The organism is Arthrobacter sp. ISL-69 (assembly GCF_018613775.1).
In the GTDB taxonomy this organism is placed as follows: domain Bacteria; phylum Actinomycetota; class Actinomycetes; order Actinomycetales; family Micrococcaceae; genus Arthrobacter.
Map to the genome: position 1 here is coordinate 193,212 of NZ_JAGGPO010000015.1, position 17,613 is coordinate 210,824.

At 66.7% G+C, this 17,613-nt stretch carries 14 protein-coding genes; 4 read left to right on the forward strand and 10 right to left on the reverse strand.

The genetic code is table 11. From position 1 onward, the window contains the following. Positions 1 to 106: 106 nt before the first annotated feature. Complete coding sequence (locus tag J7I79_RS10725) at positions 107 to 1,123, forward strand: YafY family protein (RefSeq protein ID WP_214952998.1); 1,017 nt, start codon at positions 107 to 109, stop codon at positions 1,121 to 1,123. Positions 1,124 to 1,136: 13 nt separating this feature from the next. Next, entirely contained in the window at positions 1,137 to 5,162 is a 4,026-nt protein-coding gene (hrpA, locus tag J7I79_RS10730; RefSeq protein ID WP_251042644.1) for an ATP-dependent RNA helicase HrpA, read from the forward strand. A gap of 60 nt (positions 5,163 to 5,222) precedes the next feature. On the opposite strand, the gene J7I79_RS10735 is transcribed toward hrpA, so the two are convergent. From J7I79_RS10735 to J7I79_RS10745, 3 genes are all read right to left on the reverse strand, one after another. Beyond that, positions 5,223 to 5,651 carry an HIT family protein gene (locus tag J7I79_RS10735; protein ID WP_214953002.1) on the reverse strand — a complete coding sequence of 143 codons (429 nt, stop codon included), beginning with the start codon at positions 5,649 to 5,651 and terminating at the stop codon, positions 5,223 to 5,225. After that, on the reverse strand, positions 5,648 to 6,829 hold the full coding sequence (locus J7I79_RS10740; protein ID WP_251042645.1) for an NAD(P)-dependent alcohol dehydrogenase: 1,182 nt from the start codon (positions 6,827 to 6,829) through the stop codon (positions 5,648 to 5,650). The genes J7I79_RS10735 and J7I79_RS10740 overlap by 4 nt, the downstream gene beginning before the upstream one ends. A gap of 63 nt (positions 6,830 to 6,892) precedes the next feature. Further along, positions 6,893 to 7,729, reverse strand: a complete 837-nt coding sequence (locus tag J7I79_RS10745; protein WP_214953004.1) for a sulfurtransferase — start codon at positions 7,727 to 7,729, stop codon at positions 6,893 to 6,895. A 136-nt stretch (positions 7,730 to 7,865) separates the two neighbouring features. Here J7I79_RS10745 and J7I79_RS10750 point away from each other — a divergent pair, with 136 nt between their 5' ends. Next, a complete protein-coding gene (locus J7I79_RS10750; protein ID WP_214953006.1) occupies positions 7,866 to 8,966 on the forward strand; it encodes a PLP-dependent cysteine synthase family protein in 1,101 nt (366 codons plus the stop codon). Here the strand turns inward: J7I79_RS10750 and J7I79_RS10755 are convergent. After that, on the reverse strand, positions 8,963 to 9,619 hold the full coding sequence (locus J7I79_RS10755) for an MBL fold metallo-hydrolase (protein WP_214953007.1): 657 nt from the start codon (positions 9,617 to 9,619) through the stop codon (positions 8,963 to 8,965). The genes J7I79_RS10750 and J7I79_RS10755 overlap by 4 nt on opposite strands. Positions 9,620 to 9,746: 127 nt before the next feature. Here J7I79_RS10755 and J7I79_RS10760 point away from each other — a divergent pair, with 127 nt between their 5' ends. Then, a complete protein-coding gene (locus J7I79_RS10760) occupies positions 9,747 to 10,211 on the forward strand; it encodes a Fur family transcriptional regulator (protein WP_214953132.1) in 465 nt (154 codons plus the stop codon). Positions 10,212 to 10,219: 8 nt separating this feature from the next. On the opposite strand, the gene J7I79_RS10765 is transcribed toward J7I79_RS10760, so the two are convergent. The 6 genes from J7I79_RS10765 to J7I79_RS10790 all read right to left on the reverse strand — a co-directional run bounded on the left by J7I79_RS10765 (position 10,220) and on the right by J7I79_RS10790 (position 17,389). After that, positions 10,220 to 11,107 (reverse strand): metal ABC transporter permease, encoded by an 888-nt coding sequence (locus J7I79_RS10765; protein WP_214953009.1) that lies wholly within the window; start codon positions 11,105 to 11,107, stop codon positions 10,220 to 10,222. Beyond that, the gene (locus J7I79_RS10770; RefSeq protein ID WP_214953011.1) at positions 11,108 to 11,923 is read right to left on the reverse strand and encodes a metal ABC transporter ATP-binding protein; all 816 of its coding nucleotides are present in this window, start codon (positions 11,921 to 11,923) and stop codon (positions 11,108 to 11,110) included. A gap of 113 nt (positions 11,924 to 12,036) precedes the next feature. Continuing rightward, on the reverse strand, positions 12,037 to 13,002 hold the full coding sequence (locus J7I79_RS10775) for a metal ABC transporter solute-binding protein, Zn/Mn family (RefSeq protein ID WP_214953013.1): 966 nt from the start codon (positions 13,000 to 13,002) through the stop codon (positions 12,037 to 12,039). A 135-nt stretch (positions 13,003 to 13,137) separates the two neighbouring features. Further along, positions 13,138 to 14,208, reverse strand: a complete 1,071-nt coding sequence (locus J7I79_RS10780; protein ID WP_214953015.1) for a hemolysin family protein — start codon at positions 14,206 to 14,208, stop codon at positions 13,138 to 13,140. Continuing rightward, the gene (locus tag J7I79_RS10785; RefSeq protein ID WP_214953017.1) at positions 14,205 to 15,542 is read right to left on the reverse strand and encodes a hemolysin family protein; all 1,338 of its coding nucleotides are present in this window, start codon (positions 15,540 to 15,542) and stop codon (positions 14,205 to 14,207) included. Before J7I79_RS10785 ends, J7I79_RS10780 begins: the two co-directional genes overlap by 4 nt. Positions 15,543 to 15,907: 365 nt before the next feature. Continuing rightward, positions 15,908 to 17,389: a GuaB1 family IMP dehydrogenase-related protein gene (locus J7I79_RS10790; RefSeq protein WP_214953019.1), complete on the reverse strand. Its 1,482-nt coding sequence runs from the start codon at positions 17,387 to 17,389 to the stop codon at positions 15,908 to 15,910. Between the last annotated feature and the right edge of the window lie 224 nt (positions 17,390 to 17,613).

Below are 17,613 nucleotides of genomic sequence, written 5' to 3' on the forward strand. Positions count from 1 at the left end.
TGCCGCAGGGCAAGCCCGGCCAACGGTCCGACATCTCCACCCATCACAGCAACCTACGCCCCTATCCGGACAGTTATGGTCCGCATAGGGGCGTACATTCGTTCCTATGATCCAGACGTCCGCCCGCCTGCTCCAGTTGTTGAGCCTGTTGCAGGTGCGCCGTGAATGGACGGGACCGGCCCTGGCTGAACGCATGCAGGTGACGGAACGGACCGTCCGCCGCGACATCGGCAAGCTCCGCAGCCTGGGGTATCCCATCCAGGCTTCCCCCGGTGTTGCCGGCGGCTACCAGCTGGGGTCGGGAGCCCAGCTTCCGCCACTCCTGCTTGACGACAACGAGGCCCTGGCCGTGGCCCTGGGCCTCAGCTCGGTGGCGGCAGGCCCGGTTGCGGGGATCGGCGAGGCCTCCGTGCGGGCCCTGGCCAAACTCGAACAGGTGCTGCCGTCCCGGCTGCGCACCCGGTTCTCCACGCTGCGAAACGCAGTGACGACGCTGGCCAGCGACGCCGCGCCGGTTGATCCGCTATTTCTGACGGCGGTGTCGACGGCCATTGCCGACCGCCGCCAGGTGAGCTTCGACTACACAAAGGCCGACGGCGGCGCGGGCCGCCGTCTGGTGGAGCCGTACCGTCTCGTGGACACGGGGCGCCGCTGGTATCTGGTCGCCTGGGATTGCGACCGGGCGGACTGGCGCACGTTCCGGGCAGACCGCCTCGCCTCCATGCCGGCCGAACGGAAGAAGTATGTGCCGCGTCCCCTGCCCGCACCGGACCTGGCAGCCTATGTGCAGCGCTCGGTGACGCGGTCCCCGTACAGGTACGAGGTGGTGGTGCGGCTGCACGCGCCGCTGCACGACGTGGCAGCCCTGGTGGGTCCGCATGTGGCCACCCTGACCGCCGAAGGACCGGACCGGACCATCCTGCGCGCCGGCTGGGACCGGTTCGAGGCCCCCGCCGCACACCTGGCAGGGCTGGACATGGACTTCGAGATCCTCGCCCCGGCGGAGTTCGCGCAGCATGTCAGCAGGCTGGCCGAGCGGCTGGGGAAGGCGGCGGGCGGCGGCGGGCCGGCGGCGGACGGTATCCCTGACGATGAACCAGGCTCACCGGCTGCGCCACAGTAGACTGGTTCCAGCCATGACTTTTCATATTTCGTACCCCGCCGAGCTGCCGGTCTCCGAGCGCCGCGAGGACCTGATGGCCGCCATAGCGGCCAACCAGGTGACCATCATTGCCGGCGAGACCGGTTCCGGTAAGACCACGCAGATTCCGAAGATGTGCTTGGAACTGGGCCTGGGTGAGAACGGACTGATCGGCCACACCCAGCCGCGCCGGCTCGCTGCCCGCACGGTGGCCGAACGCATCGCCGAAGAACTAGGTGTGGAGATCGGCCAGGAGGTGGGCTTCCAGGTCCGCTTCACCGGCGAGGTCAGCCGGTCCACCAAGGTCAAGCTCATGACTGACGGCATCCTGCTGGCGGAGATCCAGCGCGACAAGCTGCTGCGCAAGTACAACGCCATCATCATCGACGAAGCCCACGAGCGCAGCCTCAACATCGACTTCATCCTCGGGTACCTAAAGCGCATCCTGCCGCAGCGCCCGGACCTGAAGATCATCATTACGTCCGCCACCATCGACCCCGAGCGGTTCGCCAAGCACTTCGGCACGGAGGAGGATCCCTCCCCCATCATCGAGGTTTCCGGCCGGACGTTCCCGGTGGAAATCCGGTACCGGCCGCTCTCCCAGCCGGCTGGCGGGGCCGCATCTGCCGGCGACGATGAAGACAACTCCTCCGACGACGAACTCGAGGAGGACCGCGACCCGCTCGACGCCGTCTGCGACGCCGTCGACGAACTGGCCCTCGAAGCGCCGGGCGACATCCTCATCTTCTTCTCCGGCGAGCGCGAAATCCGCGACGCCGCCGAGGCCCTCAACGCCCGGATCCAGTCCAACCGGCGGCTGGCCGGCACCGAGGTGCTGCCGCTCTTTGCCCGGCTGAGCCTGCAGGAGCAGCACAAGGTCTTCCACCCCGGCCGCAACCGGCGGATTGTGCTGGCCACCAACGTCGCGGAAACCTCCCTCACCGTGCCCGGCATCAAGTACGTCGTGGACACGGGCACAGCGCGCATTTCGCGGTACTCGCACCGGACCAAGGTGCAGCGGCTGCCCATCGAGCGTGTCTCCCAGGCCTCGGCCAACCAGCGTTCCGGGCGCTGCGGCCGTGTCTCCGACGGCATCGCCATCCGGTTGTATTCGGAAGAGGACTACGAATCCAGGCCGCAGTTCACGGATCCCGAGATCCTGCGCACCAACCTCGCAGCCGTCATCCTGCAGATGACGGCCATGGGCGTGGCGCGCGGCCCCAAGGACGTGGAGAACTTCCCGTTCGTGGAGCCGCCGGACTCCCGCGCCATCAACGACGGCGTCACGCTCCTCCGGGAACTCGGTGCCTTGACTGCGGCGCGCCCGCAGGAACAGGCGGCCGACGGCGGACACCCAGCCGACGCGCGCCCCCGCGGCGGCCGCCCGGCAGGTGCTGCGGGCGGCAGGAACGGCGGCGGGCTGACCGCCGTCGGGCAGCAGCTTGCCCAGCTGCCCGTGGACCCGAGGCTCGGCCGGATGATCGTGGAGTCCGGCAAGCGCGGCTGCGTCCGGGAAGTCATGATCCTCGCCGCGGCCCTGACCATCCAGGACCCTCGCGAGCGCCCTACCGACAAGCAACAGCTCGCCGCCGAGAAGCATGCGCGGTTCCGGGATGAGAACTCGGACTTCACCGGCTTCCTGAATCTCTGGAACTACCTCCAGGAGAAGCAGCAGGAGCTTTCCTCCACCCAGTTCCGCAGGCTTTGCCGCGCCGAGTTCATCAACTACCTCCGCGTCCGGGAATGGCAGGACCTGTTCGCCCAGCTCCGCCAGCTCGCCAGGCCGCTGGGCATCAGCCTCGACAACAAGCGCCTGGCCGATCCGGTGGGCAACCACGAGGGCATCCACATCAGCCTGCTCTCAGGCCTGCTGAGCCATATCGGTATCCTTGACGAGCGCAAGCGCGAATACGCGGGCGCCCGCGGCAGCCGGTTCGCGGTCTTCCCCGGCTCGGCACTGTTCAAGAAGTCGCCCACCTTCGTGATGGCCGCGGAACTTGTCGAAACGAGCCGGCTGTGGGCCCGCGTGGCGGCGAAGTTCGATCCGCTCTGGGCCGAACAGGTGGCGCCGGACCTCGTCAAACGAAGCTACAGCGAACCGCACTGGTCCAAGAAGATGGGCTCGGTGATGGCCCACGAGAAGGTCACGCTCTACGGGGTGCCCATCATTCCCAGCCGGCAGATCAACTACGGCAAGGTGGACCCGGAACTGTGCCGGGAGCTGTTCATCCGGCATGCCCTCGTCGAGGGCGACTGGCAGACCCACCACAAGTTCTTCCACCGCAACCGTGCCCTGCTCCACGAAGTCGAGGAGCTCGAGGCCCGGATGCGGCGCCGGGGCATCCTGGTGGACGATGAAACACTGTTCGGATTCTATGACGCCCGGATCGGCAAGGACGTGGTGTCCGAACGCCACTTCGACAAGTGGTGGAAGGAAGCCCGTCAGCAGGATCCCGCGCTGCTCGACTTCGACCAGGCGCTGCTGATCAGCGAGGACGCCGACGCCCTCGATGATTCGGCCTACCCGAAGACCTTGCTGCACAAGGGCTTCGAACTGCCCCTGAGCTACGAGTTCCACCCCGTTGCGCCGGGCTCCCCGCCCAACCCGTCCGACGGCGTCACGGCCGAGGTGCCCGTGCTCTTCCTGAACCAGCTGGACGACGCGGCGTTCCGCTGGCTCATTCCGGGCCAGCGGGTGGAACTCGTCACGGCCCTGATCAAGTCGCTGCCCAAGCAGGTGCGCAAGAACTTCGTTCCCGCCCCGGATGTGGCGCGACAGGCCGTGGCCGCGCTGGAGGCCGATTTCGATCCCGCCACCGACGAGCTGGAGCCCTCCCTGGAGCTGGTCCTCCGCCGGATCCGCGGACAGGTCATCCCGCCGGGCACTTGGAACTGGGATGCCGTGCCGTCCCACCTTCGCGTGAGTTTCCGGGTGGTCGATTCCAAGGGCAGGACGCTGGATGAAGGCAAGGACCTCGCGGAACTGCAGGAACGGCTTGCAGCGGCCACGAGGCGGGCCATCGCCGAATCCCTTGGTGCAACCCCGGTGACGACGGCCCCCAAGGGGCCGAAGGGTGGGCAGTCCACGCGGTCCCCGCAGACGGCCGGCGGCTTTGCGGCGTCCCCGGACGGGGCAGGCACACCTGGCTTCGCTGAGAAGACGGGGCTGACCGACTGGGGCTTCGGCACGGTCCAGCGCCAGGTCCAGGGAGTGGTGAAGGGACACACTGTCACCGGCTACCCCGCCCTGGTCGACGAGGGCTCCACCGTTGCGCTACGGCTGTTCCAGACCACGTCCGAACAGGAACAGGCCATGCGCGGCGGCGTCATACGCCTGCTGGCGCTGAAAGTGCCGCCGCCGGACCGGTATGTCCTGGAGCACCTGAACAACACTGAGAAGCTGACGTTCAGCCAGAACCCGCACGGCTCCGTGTCCGCGCTGATCGCAGACTGCGCACTGGCAGCCATCGACAAGCTCACACCGGCCGAACTGCCCTGGGACGAGGCCTCCTTCAAGGCACTGTACGAGCAGGTCCGGGCGGAGCTGATCGACACGGTCTTCACGGTCACCGCCGTCGTCGAACGGATCCTGGCCAGTACGCGCCGGATCGAAAAGCAGCTCAGGGGGACCACCAGCCTGGCCCTGATCAGCGCGCTCAACGATGTGAAAAGCCAGCTCGAACAGCTCGTCTTTCCAGGCTTCGTAGCACGCACGGGCTACGCCCAGCTCAGCCAGCTGCCGCGCTATCTGGCCGCCATCGAGAAACGCCTCGAGAAACTGCCCGGCAACGTCCAGAGGGACGCCCTGGGCATGGCAGCGGTCCAGGGGCTGGAAGACGACTACGACGATGCCGTCTCCGCGCTGCTGCCCGGCCGCCGCGCGGGCGCAGAGTTAACCCAGGTGCGCTGGATGATCGAAGAGCTGCGGGTGAGCCTCTTCGCCGTCGAACTCGGAACAGCCTATTCCGTCTCGGAGAAGCGGATCCGCGCGGTGCTGAACAAGGCTCTGGCCCCGGCGTAGCCCCGGGAAGGGGAACTGCGCCGCCGGCGCCGGAATCCTGCCCGGCAGGGCACCAGAGTGTCAGGATGCGGGAACGTGCTCTCCGTGACCGGCCTGGCGGAGCCCTTCGCGGAGTTTCTCGGCGTTGGCGTCCAGCTCTGCGGGATCGGGATTCTGGTCTGCCGAACCGAAGTCGTAGTCGGCCATGGAGTTGGACGGCCACACGTGGACGTGGAGGTGGTTGACCTCGTACCCGGCCACGATCAGTCCGGCCCGTGCGGCATCAAAAACATCGACCTGGACCGCGCCGATCTTCCGGGCAACCTCCATCACCCGGGCCAGGAGCGCGGGTGGGGCGTCCGTCCAGCGGTCCACTTCCTCGGTGGGAACCACCAGGGTGTGGCCGTCAGCGAGCGGGCCCATGGTCAGGAACGCCACAACGTCCTGGTCGCGCCAGACGAACCGTCCGGGGATCTCGCCGTTGATGATCTTGGTGAAAACGGTGCTCATGCGTCTGCCTTTTCCGATGGGGTCCCGAGGGTACTGGTGTCCAGGACAAAACGATACTTGACGTCGCCTGCGACCATGCGGTCATACGCCTCGTTCAGCTGGTCGGCGCGCACCACCTCGACGTCGGACACCACGCCGTGTTCGGCACAGAATTCCAGCATCTCCTGGGTCTCGGCGATGCCGCCGATCAGGGAGCCTGCGTAGGCGATCCGGCGCCGGATCAGGGTCCCCGGGTTGACCGGCGGCATTGCTTCGGACGGCAGGCCCAGCTGGAACAGCGCTCCGTCCAGGCGCAGGGTCCGGAAGTAGGGGTTGAGGTCATGCGGTGCCGCGACTGTGTCGATGATGACGTCGATGCTCCGGTTTGCGGCTGCCATGGACGCTTCGTCACGGGGCAGGATGACATCGTCGGCGCCAAGTTCGCGGGCCGCATCAAACTTCGATTCGGAGGTGGTGAACACCTTCACCTCGGCGCCCATGGCCTTGGCGAGCTTCACGGCCATGTGGCCCAGTCCGCCCAGGCCCACCACTCCCACGACGTCCCCGGCCTCGACGTCGAAATGCCGCAGCGGTGAGTAGGTGGTGATGCCGGCGCAGAGCAGCGGCGCAACGGCGGCGGGGTCAAGGTTTTCCGGAACCCGCAGCACGTAGCGGCGGTCCACCACCACCGAGGTCGCGTAGCCGCCCTGGGTGACGGAGTTTTCGTTCCGGGCATCCGTTGCCCCGTACGTACCGGTCATGCCGTTTTCGCAATATTGCTCCAGTCCGTCCAGGCAGCTGTCGCATTCCCGGCAGGAATCCACCATGCAGCCCACGCCGACGAGGTCACCCGGGGCGAAATCCCCGACGGCGGCACCTACCCGGCTGACACGCCCGACGATTTCGTGGCCGGGCACCAGCGGGTATTTCTGCGCGCCCCACTCGCCGCGTGTTGCGTGCACGTCCGAGTGGCAGAGCCCGCAGAATTCGATGGCGATCTCGACGTCGTCGTCCTTCGGAGCCCGGCGGGCGACGGTCAGCGGCACAAGGCCGCTGTCGCTGGCCGTGGCGCCGTACGCCGCGGCCAGCCGCGGGCTGGAAACAGGTGGGGATCCAGGGGCAAGGGATGCGGCTTCAGGGATCGGAGTGCCGGGGATGGGCTTGGCAAGGGGCGGCGGTACGGGTCGTCCGGGAGTCATGCTCCGACGCTACCCCCGCCCCCCTCCGCTGTTCCAATCGGAGCCGGGCCAACGGCGCCAGCCTTAGGGAGCTGCCCCCGTCGCCACCTCGTTCGCAGGGTCGTTGGACCATTGGGAAAACGATCCGGGATACAGCGCCGCCGGGAAGCCGGCGATTTCCAGGGCAGCGATTTCGTGCGCTGCCGTTACGCCTGAGCCGCAGTAGACGGCGGTGGGCACGGCCGGCCTCACCCCCAGGGCAGTGAAACGGTCCCGCAGCTCCTCCGGGGGCAGGAACCGTCCGTCGCTTCCGATGTTTCCGGTCGTGGGGGCACTCACAGCGCCGGGAATGTGCCCTGCCCGCGGATCGACTGGTTCGATCTCACCGCGGTAGCGCTCCCCCGCCCGCGCGTCCAGCAGCACGCCGCGCCCGGGCCACTCCGCGGCCTGGGCTGCACCGATCACCGGCATCGCACCGTCGGTCAGCGTGACATCGCCCAGCGATGCCTGCTCGAGGCCGCCTTCGACGGGGTATCCGGCCGCCCGCCAGGCGGACAGGCCGCCGTCGAGCAGGAAAACGGTGGAAAGACCGGCGTTGCGGAGCATCCACCAGAGCCTCGCCGCAGCTGTGCTGCCCGTGTCGTCGTACGCAACCACGACGTCGTTGTCCCGGATGCCCCAGCACCGCGCCGATTCCTGGAACTGCTGCAGCGGCGGCAAGGGATGCCTGCCCTGGCCCGGATCCGCCGGCGCTGCCAGCTTGGTGGGCAGGTCAACGTAGAGCGCACCGGGAATGTGGGCCGTCAGGTAGTGCTCGCGGCCGTGGGGATCGCCCAGCGCCCAGCGCACGTCCAGCAGAACGGTGCGCTCACCGGAGGTCATCCGGTGGTTCAGCGCGGACACGTCCATCAGGGGGTTCATCAAATCTCCTTTGGTTCGGATGACAGGCTGTCCGGTCCGGTGCAGGAAACGCTCGTATGTGCAGGGCTTTGCTGCGGGCGGCCAGCCGATTCCAACTGTAGCCGTGGAGGCCCTCCGTCCCGGGTAGGCTGAATCGGTGAGCAGAGCAGGTAACCGTGTGAGCAGCCAGGACCGCGCCTGGGCCGATGAAGCCGTCCGCAGGATCAACGCCGAAAACAACAGGTCGGCGGACACGCATCTCTACTCCGTCCCGCTGCCGGAACACTGGGGCGTCCAGCTGTACCTGAAGGACGAATCCACGCACCGCTCGGGCAGCCTCAAGCACCGGCTGGCACGTTCGCTGTTCCTCTTCGGCCTGGTCAACGGCTGGATCCGGGAAGGCACCACCATCGTGGAGGCCTCGAGCGGCAGCACGGCCGTCTCCGAGGCCTACTTCGCCCAGCTCCTTGGCCTGCCGTTCATCGCCGTCATGACCCGCACCACCAGTCCGGAGAAGATCGACCTGATCGAGCAGTTCGGCGGCTCCTGCCTCCTGGTGGACCATGCCTCGGAGGTCTACGCGGCCGCGGAGGAAGTCGCCACCACCGCCCGCGGGCACTACATGGACCAGTTCACCTACGCCGAGCGTGCCACCGACTGGCGGGGGAATAACAACATCGCCGAGTCCATCTTCGGGCAGTTGGCCCTCGAAGAGCACCCCATCCCCCGGTGGATCGTGGTGGGAGCGGGCACCGGCGGCACCAGCGCCACCATCGGCAGGTACCTGCGGTACCACCGCCATGACACGGAGCTCGCCGTCGTGGACCCGGAAAACTCCGCCTTCTACCCCGGCTGGAGGGACGGCGTGGCCGACTTCAGCACGGGGATGCCTTCCCGCATCGAGGGAATCGGCCGGCCGCGGATGGAGCCGAGCTTTGTGCCCGCCGTGATCGACCACATGATCCAGGTGCCCGACGCCGCGTCGGTGGCCGCGATGCGGCACCTGCGTGGCCTCGCAGGACTGCACGCCGGACCGTCCACCGGGACCAATCTCTGGGGCGTGTGGCAGCTGATCGCGAAGATGGTCGCGGACGGAACGCCGGGCAGCGTGGTCTCGCTGATGTGTGACGCCGGCGACCGCTACGCGGGGAGTTACTACAACGATGCGTGGCTTCAGGCGCGCGGCCTGGACCCGCGGCCACACGAGGCGACCATCAGGGATTTCTTCGAAAAAGGATCCTGGCCCGGAGGGAGCTAGACCTCCACTGAATCGCCGCTGGAGAGGTGCGCGTACTCGGTGCCGTACTTGGCCCCCAACCGCTTCACGTGCCCTTCAATGAGGCCGAGTCCGGTTTCGTTGAGCAAGGCGTCGTGGATGGGGAACGCCTTGGCGGCGCGGACCCCGATGACGAAGTCCACCACCTCGCCCACTTTGTTCCAGGGCGCGTGGACCGGCACCAGGAGTGTCCGGACCGCGATGCCGTCCGGAATAACGAAGGAGTCCCCCGGGTGGTACACATTGGAGTCGATGAGGTATCCGATGTTGGCCACCACGGGTATCTGCGGGTGGATCAGCGCGTGTTGCCCGCCGAAGGTCCGCACGTCGAATCCGGCAGCCGTGAACGTCGAGCCCGGGTCCACGGCATGGATCCGCGGGGCCGCTGACGGCGCTTCGGACCGAAGCTTCGCTGCTACACCAGCGGGTGCAAAGACCTGCAGCGCATCATTGCCCTGCAGGGCCCCGACGACGGCGGGGACATCAACGTGGTCGCCGTGTTCGTGGGTGATCAGGACGGCCCCGGCGGAGTTGAGGGCCGGGCCGGTTTCGGAGAACGTGCCGGGATCCAGCACGAGCGCCTGGCCGTCCTTCTCGAGCCGGACACAGGCGTGGGTGTACTTGGTCAACTTCATGGAGCCAGCCTAGGGTGGCCCGCACGGCACTGTCCATGAACGGCCATGCATATGAACGGCAGCGCCCATGAACCCCGGCTGGTAATCTTGGACATTGCCAACACCCCTCAGGGAAGCGAGTTCATCCATGGCCCACGGCGCCAAAGCCGACGGCACGAAGCTAGCCGCACCGGCTGCCACCGGTGGCAGGGAGCAGCGTGTCACCAAGCAGCGACTGGCTGTGAGCGCCGCCCTGGATGAGCTTGACGACTTCGTCAGCACCCAGGAGCTCTACCGGATCCTGCAGAACCAGGGCACCTCCGTGTCGCTGGCCACTGCCTACCGGATCCTGCAGTCGCTCGCCGACGACGGGCTGGTGGATGTCCTGCGTAACGGCGAGGGCGAGGCCGTGTACCGGAGGTGCGCCGTCACCGGCCACCACCATCACCTGCTGTGCCGCAACTGCGGCAAGGCTGTGGAAGTCGAGGCTCCCGCAGTAGAGACCTGGGCTGCGCGGACTGCAGCGCAGCACGGCTACACCGAAGTGGCCCACACCGTTGAGATCTACGGCCTGTGCCCGGACTGCACGGCACGGAAGGCCGCGGCAGGCTAGGCGTACACCTAAGCCGCTCCGGCCTCCGCCGGGAGCACACGCCCGTTCAGGCCGCGCCCGGCCCGTACACCGCCGACTATCCGGCACACAACGTAGATCAGGAACGACAGCGTGGTCACATACGGGCTGATCGGAATCCGGCCGCCGAGGGCCAGCATGATCCCGCCCACCGTGGCCGTCACCGCGAAGGCCACACTGAGCGTGACCACCAGCCGGGGTGAGGACGTCACGCGCAGCGCCGCAGCCGCAGGGGTGATCAGCAACGCGAGCACCAGCAGTGCCCCCACCACCTGGATGGACAGCGCCACGCTGATTCCCAGCAGCACCATAAAGCCGATGCCCAGCGTCCGGACGGGCACACCGCGCGCTTCCGCCACCTCCGGGTCCACGCTCGCAAAAGTGAGCGGACGCCAGATCGCCACCAGCGCAATCATCACCACCAGGGCGGCCGTGGCCAGCACCTGGAGCTGGACGGTGTCCACGGACACGATCTGCCCCGTCAGGAGGCCAAACTTGTTTGAAGCCCGCCCCTCGTAAAGCGAGAGGAACAGGATGCCCAGGCCAAGGCCGAACGGCATGATCACACCAATGATGGAATTCTTGTCCCGGGCGCGGACGCCCATCACTCCCAGGAGCAGCGCCGCGAGCACCGAACCGATGAGGGATCCGAAAACGATGTCTGCTCCGATCAGCAGCGCAAAGGCAGCGCCGGCGAAGGATAGCTCGGAGATTCCGTGGACCGCGAAGGCGAGGTCACGCTTCATCACGAAGGTGCCCATGAGACCGCCCAGGAGGCCGAGCAGCGCGCCGGCCCAGATGGAGTTCTGTACCAGGGCCAGGAGCTCGCCGTAGTTCTCGAAATTGAAAATGGCACGCAGGATGCTGTCCAAATCCATTTAGCCCACCTCCCCTGCCACGGAGTGTGCGTCCTCGTGGTGGTGCGTTGCGCCCTCAGGCAGCCCCACCACGATCATCCGGCCGTTGGCGTGGATCACTTCCACCCGGCTGCCGTAGAGGCCGGAGAGCACCTCGGTAGTCATCACTTCAGACGGCTTGCCCACCCGGAACCGTCCGCCGGCAAGGTAGAGGACGCGGTCCACGTAATTGATGATCGGGTTGATCTCGTGCGTCACGAAGACCACGGCGCTGTCCTGGCTGCGGCACTGCTTGTTGATCAGCGCGCTGACGGCCTGCTGATGCTGAAGGTCCAAAGAGAGCAGCGGCTCGTCGCACAGCAAGACCTGCGGATCCGCGGCCAGCGACTGGGCCACCCTGAGCCGCTGTTGTTCACCGCCGGAGAGCTGACCCACCGGCACCTTGGCGTACTCCGTGGCGCCGACAAGGTCCAGCAGTTCATCGATCCGGCGGTTGGCCTTGGCGGCGCCCACCCGCAGGCCCCAGCGGTGGCCGTCAACGCCCAGACCCACAAGGTCCCGGGCACGCAGGGGCGTGTCCGGTGCGAAGGATTTCTGCTGCGGAATGTAGCCGATCAGGCTGCTTCCGCGTTCCACCGGGCGGCCACCCAAGGTCGCCGACCCGGAATGGAGCTCCTGGAGTCCCAGCAGGACCTTCAGGAACGTGGTCTTTCCGCTGCCGTTCGGGCCGAGGACGGCAAAGAACTCGCCGGGATTGATGTCGAGGTCCAGGTCCTCCCAGAGCGTCCGTTTGCCGAACTTCAGGGTGGCTCCGCGGAGGCTCACTACCGGTTTCAACGTTCTTTATCCTCGATTCATGCGGGGCGAAGCGCCCCCACCATCTTAGGACGGCCCGTCCAAGGATGGTTCAATCCGGCACGGTCCGATGCCGGCGGTCCGGTTGCGGCGGGCTACTTGCCCAGCGCCTGCTTGATGCTGTCCACGTTGGCGGTCATCCACTGAAGGTACGTCTTCCCGTCGGGCAGGGTTTCGCTGAAGTCAAGCACCGGAACCCCCGCTCCCTCGGCCGCCTTCTTCAGGGCCTGCGTCTGCGGGCCTTCGGTCTGCGTGTTGTACGCCAGGAACTTGATGTCCCTTGAACCGGCCAGTTCCGTGGCTTCCTTGAGCGCCGCGGGCGGCACATCGGAGCCTTCCTCGATCGCGGCCGTATAGTCCGCCGGCGTTTTGTTCACCAGGCCGGCGGCTTCGAGCAGGTAAAGGGGCACAGGTTCAGTGACGGCCACGGGCGCCTGCGCGGCCGTCGCCGTGAGGCCGGTGACCTGCGCATTGAGCCCGGAAATCTCCTGCTTGAACGCGGCGGCATTGGCCTGGAAGGTCGGTGCCGAGGCCGGCTCCAGCGCTGCGAGCTTGGCCTCAACGGCATCGGCCAGCTTGGTCATGGCACCGAGGCTGTACCAGACATGTTCGTTGAAGGCTCCGTGGTCATGGGAGTGACCGTGTTCGTCGGCCTCGGCTGTGGAACCGGCAGCCGGCTCCTCCTCGGGGGCAAGCCCGGACACCTCAACGGCGCTGATGATGTTGTCATGGCCCAGGTTGCTGTCATCGGCGAGCTTGTGGATGAAGTCGTCATAGCCGCCGCCGTTTTCAACGACCAGCCTGGCTTTGGAGACCGCCAGTTTGTCCTGGGTGGTGGCCTCGTAGGAATGCGGATCCTGGCTCGCCTTGGTGATGAGTGCCTTGACATTGACCTTGTCCCCGCCGATTTCGCGGACGATGTCCCCGTAGACGTTCGTGGAGGCGACCACCTCGATGGCGCCGGAACCCTCCTGCTGGCCACCAGCCGTCGTACTGCAGGCTGACAGCAGCAGGCTCAGGCCGGCAAGGGCGGTGACGGAAAGGACGGCTGAACGGCGCACGGAAGGACCTCGGATCTGGTTGTCTGGACTTGCTACATGAGAATCAGGAGCATTAGCAACAAGACGAGTGTAGCCCTAAATAGGAATGATTCCTATTTAGGGCTACACCGGTCAGGGCGCGGGCGCTGCCGGCGGCTACTCTCTGTCCGGCTGACCCAGCCGGCGGATACCCTTCGCCTGCGTCGCATCGCGGATCTCGCCGACCAGCTGCTCGATCACGTCCTCCAGGAACAGCACGCCCCGGGTGTTCCCGTCGGGTCCGATGACGCGCGCCAGGTGCGAACCGGTGCGCTGCATCACGGACATCGCTTTCTCGATCTCGTCGTCCATGGACAGGTTCGCCAGGGACCTGATCCGGCTTTCCGCAATCGGATGCTCGTAGTCGCCTTCCGGGATGGACAGCACATCCTTGATATGGAGGTAGCCCGAGAGCATGCCGTCCTCGTCCATCATCGGGAAGCGGGAGAACCCGGTGCGGCTCACGGCCTTTTCGAACTCAACCGGCGTGGTGGCCGCTTTCATCATGACCAGCTTGTCCAGCGGGACCATGATGTGGGATGCCGTATGTTCCGAGAATTCCAAGGCGCCCGTAATCAGCCCGGCATCATCGTCCACCAGCCCGTGCCGGGTGGATTCCTGCACGATCGACTGGACTTCCTCCAGCGTGAACGAGGAGTTGACCTCATCCTTGGGTTCGATCCGCATGGCGCGCAGAATGTGGTTTGCGGACCAGTTGAGGGCCACAATCGCCGGATTCACGAGCCGCGCAATGAACATGAGCGGCGGCGCCAGCAACAAGGCCGCCTTGTCCGCGACGGAAACCGAAATGTTCTTCGGCACCATCTCGCCGAAGGTCACATGCAGGAAGGTCACCACGAGGAGCGCCACCCCGAACGCCACGACATCCGCGATTTCCATGGGCAGGCCCACTGCTTCCAGGGGCACCGCCATCAGGTGGTGGATCGCGGGCTCAGCCACCTGCAGGATCAGCAGGGAACAGACAGTGATGCCCAGCTGCGCACAGGCCAGCATCAGCGAGACGTTTTCCATCGCCCGCAGCGTGGTCTGGGCACGCATGGACCCGGCTTCCGCCAGCGGCTCGATCTGGCTCCGGCGCGCCGACATCACGGCGAACTCCGCGGCCACGAAGAAGGCGTTGCCGATCAGGAGGATGACGAGCCACAGGATTCCTACCCAGTCGCTCATGCGGTGCCTCCCTTGCCGGCAACATGCTCTTCGCCGTGGACAGGAGAGGGCTTGAAGCAGATCCGGTCGATCCGGCGGCCCTCCATGCGGGTCACGCTCAGTGTTCCGCCTCCGACGTCGACCCTGTCCCCCACCACCGCGATCCGGCCAAGCTGGCTCATGACATAGCCGCCGACCGTCTCGTACGCGGACTCATCGGGAACAGTCAGGCCTGGAATCTGTTCGGAGAGCTCGTCCGGGCGCAGCAGCCCCGGGAAGTACCAGTCGCCCGAAGCGCTCTGGAGGAGCCCGGGCCTGACTTTGTCGTGTTCATCCGCGACTTCGCCAACGATTTCCTCGACGAGGTCTTCCAGCGTGGCAATGCCGGCCGTGCCGCCGTATTCGTCCAGCACAACGGCGAGCTGCAGGTTTCCTTCCCGCAGTTCAGCCAGGAGTGCATCCAGGTGGATGGTTTCGGGCACCCTCAGCACATCCGTCATGATGGCGCCGGCTTCGAGGTTGGCGCGCCGGTCCCAGGGCACGGCGATTGCTTTCTTGACGTGAACCAGGCCGCGGATGTCGTCCGCGGACTCGCCGATGATCGGGAAACGCGAATACCCCGTGCGCTTTGCGGCGTCCACAATGTCCGACACCGGCTGTTCGGCCGCGATGGTCTCCACCCTGATCCTGGGCGTCATAACGTCCGCGGCCGTGCGGCCGGAGAACTTGAGCGTCCGGTCGATGAAGTTGGCCGTGCCGGCGTCGAGCGTTCCCATGGCGGCGGAGCGCCGCACCAGGGAGGCCAGTTCGGCCGGTGTCCGCGCCCCGGAAATCTCTTCCTTGGCTTCCAGTCCGAAGACGTTCAGCACCTTGTTGGAGAATCCGTTAAGTACGACGATGGCCGGTTTGAAGATCGCGGTGAACACCAGCTGCGGGCGGGCCACTGCCTTGCCGATGGGCAGCGAGAGCGCAATGGCCATGTTCTTGGGGACCAGTTCGCCGATCAGCATCGACAGCAGGGTGGCGATGGTCATGGCGAGCACCAGGGATACTGACGCCGCTGCGGCCTCGGGAACGCCGGCCGCGGCCAGCGGACCTTCCAGCAGCTGTCCCACGGATGGCTCCATAACGTAGCCGGTCAGCAGGGTGGTCAGGGTAATGCCCAGCTGGCAGCTGGAAAGCTGGGTGGATAGCGATTTGAGGCACTTGAGCAGCGGCACGGCCGCGGCGTCGCCGTTGTCCACGGCCCGCTGGACCGTGGCCTGGTCAAGGGCGACGAGGGAAAACTCGACAGCGACGAAGAAGCCCGTGCCAAGGATGAGCAGGAGGCCTGCTCCAAGCAGTAACCATTCCATCAGCGGCTGGCCTCCGGATTTCCGGCGAGCAGACGTCCTTCACCGGGATCAGTGGGCGCCGGGGGTCCAGCGGGCGAAGAGTGGAAGGTGTTGCCGGGGAAACTGGCCGGCGGAGGATGGTCGGCCGGTGCCGACCCTGTTTCCTGAAAAGCTGCGGCGGAGTGAACTGCTGCAGAGTGATGGGCGCGTGAACGGGGTTTGCCGGCTCTGTGGGTGTGCTGCGGGGAGCTCGTGTTCCTGCTCCGCTGACAGCCCCCAGGCCGGCACCTAGATTTACTGTCCATAAGAGTTTCAGTCTACAGGAGCAGCCACGGCGTACCGGAGCGGCGGCCGGGCAGCCGCCGCCGCTCCTTCGCACGCACCCCTCACCAGCTTTGCGGAACGGGCCGGCCTTCCTCGTAGCCGGCCGCAGACTGGATTCCGGCAACGGCACGCTCGCGGAAGCCGGCGAGGTCGGCGGCGCCGGCATAGCTCATGGAACTGCGAAGTCCGGCGGTGATCATGTCCACGAGGTCCTCCACACCCGGCCGGGCGGGGTCCAGATACATGCGCGAGGTGGATATGCCTTCTTCGAAGAGCGCCTTCCGGTCCTTTTCGAAGGCGCCTTCACGCTGGTTGCGGTTCTGCACCGCCCTGGCCGACGCCATGCCGAAGCTCTCCTTATATAAGCGGCCGTTCGCATCCGGCTGCAGATCCCCCGGGCTTTCGTGGGTACCTGCGAACCACGAGCCGATCATCACCTGGCTTGCCCCGGCTGCCAGCGCCAGGGCAACGTCACGCGGGTAACGCACGCCGCCGTCGGCCCAGATCCGCCCTCCCGCGGCCCGTGCCGCGGCCGCGCACTCAAGCACGGCGGACAGTTGGGGGCGGCCGACCGCCGTCATCATGCGGGTGGTGCACATGGCGCCCGGGCCAACGCCCACCTTGACGATGTTCGCGCCGGCGTGGATCAGTTCGCGGGTGGCGTCCGCGGTCACGACGTTCCCGGCCACGAGGGGAACGGAGGGGTCCAGGCGGCGGACGGCTGCCAGGGCATCGAACATCTTCTGCTGGTGCCCGTGGGCCGTATCGATGACGAGTACGTCCACTCCGGCGGCCAGCAGTTCCGCGGCCCGGCCCGCCACGTCACCATTGATTCCGACGGCGGCAGCCACCTTCAGCTTTCCCTCCGCATCCAGCAGCGGCCGGTAGATGGTGGAACGAAGGGCGCCCCTGCGGGTGAGGACCCCCGCGAGGGAACGGTCGAGCTGAACGGGAGCGAAGTCCGCACCCGCGGAATCCATGGCCGCAAAAGCAGCACGGAGCGAGGCGTCTCGGGCGGCCGGGCCTGTTCCCGCCCCGTCCGCGGCACCGGCGCCGAAGTCGGCGGCGTCGAGCACCAGGGCCTGCCGCATCACGGACGCGAGGGAGGCAAAACGGTCCTGCCCCTCGCAGTCCGCCGCCCGGACCACCCCGGCAACCTTGCCGGCGTCGTCCACCACCACGACCGCCCCGTGCGGCCGCTTGCCCATCAGGTGGAGGGCGTCGATGACGGTTTCCGAGGCCAGCAGGCTCACCGGAGTTTCGAATACCGTGTGGCGGGACTTGATCCAGGCTGTGACGTCCCGGAGCACCTCCAGCGGAACGTCCTGCGGCAGGACCGCCAGCCCGCCGCGGCGGGCCATCGTCTCGGCCATCCGCTTTCCGGTCACGGCCGTCATGTTGGCCACCACCAGCGGGATGGACGAGCCGGTGCCGTCGTCGGCTGCAAGGTCCACATCCAGCCGTGACGTCACGTCCGAACGCGAGGGCACCAGGAAGGCGTCCGAATAAGTCAGGTCGGTGGACGGTTCACTCAGAAAACGCACGGCTGCTCCTCGTCGAAAAGGGGTTCTCACTGCGAGTCTAGGCGAGGGCGCGCCCCCAGAGGGACGACGCCGGGGAAGGCGTCGGAGGCTTATTCCCGCAATAGTTTCGCCGCTACATGATTTGGGTCACCCTTATTGGCAGTTAACCAAGAATCGTCACTAGACTGGCAAAGGTCTGGGTTCACAGGACGCAGAAACTGGTTCGATTGTTGTGCTAAGGCACC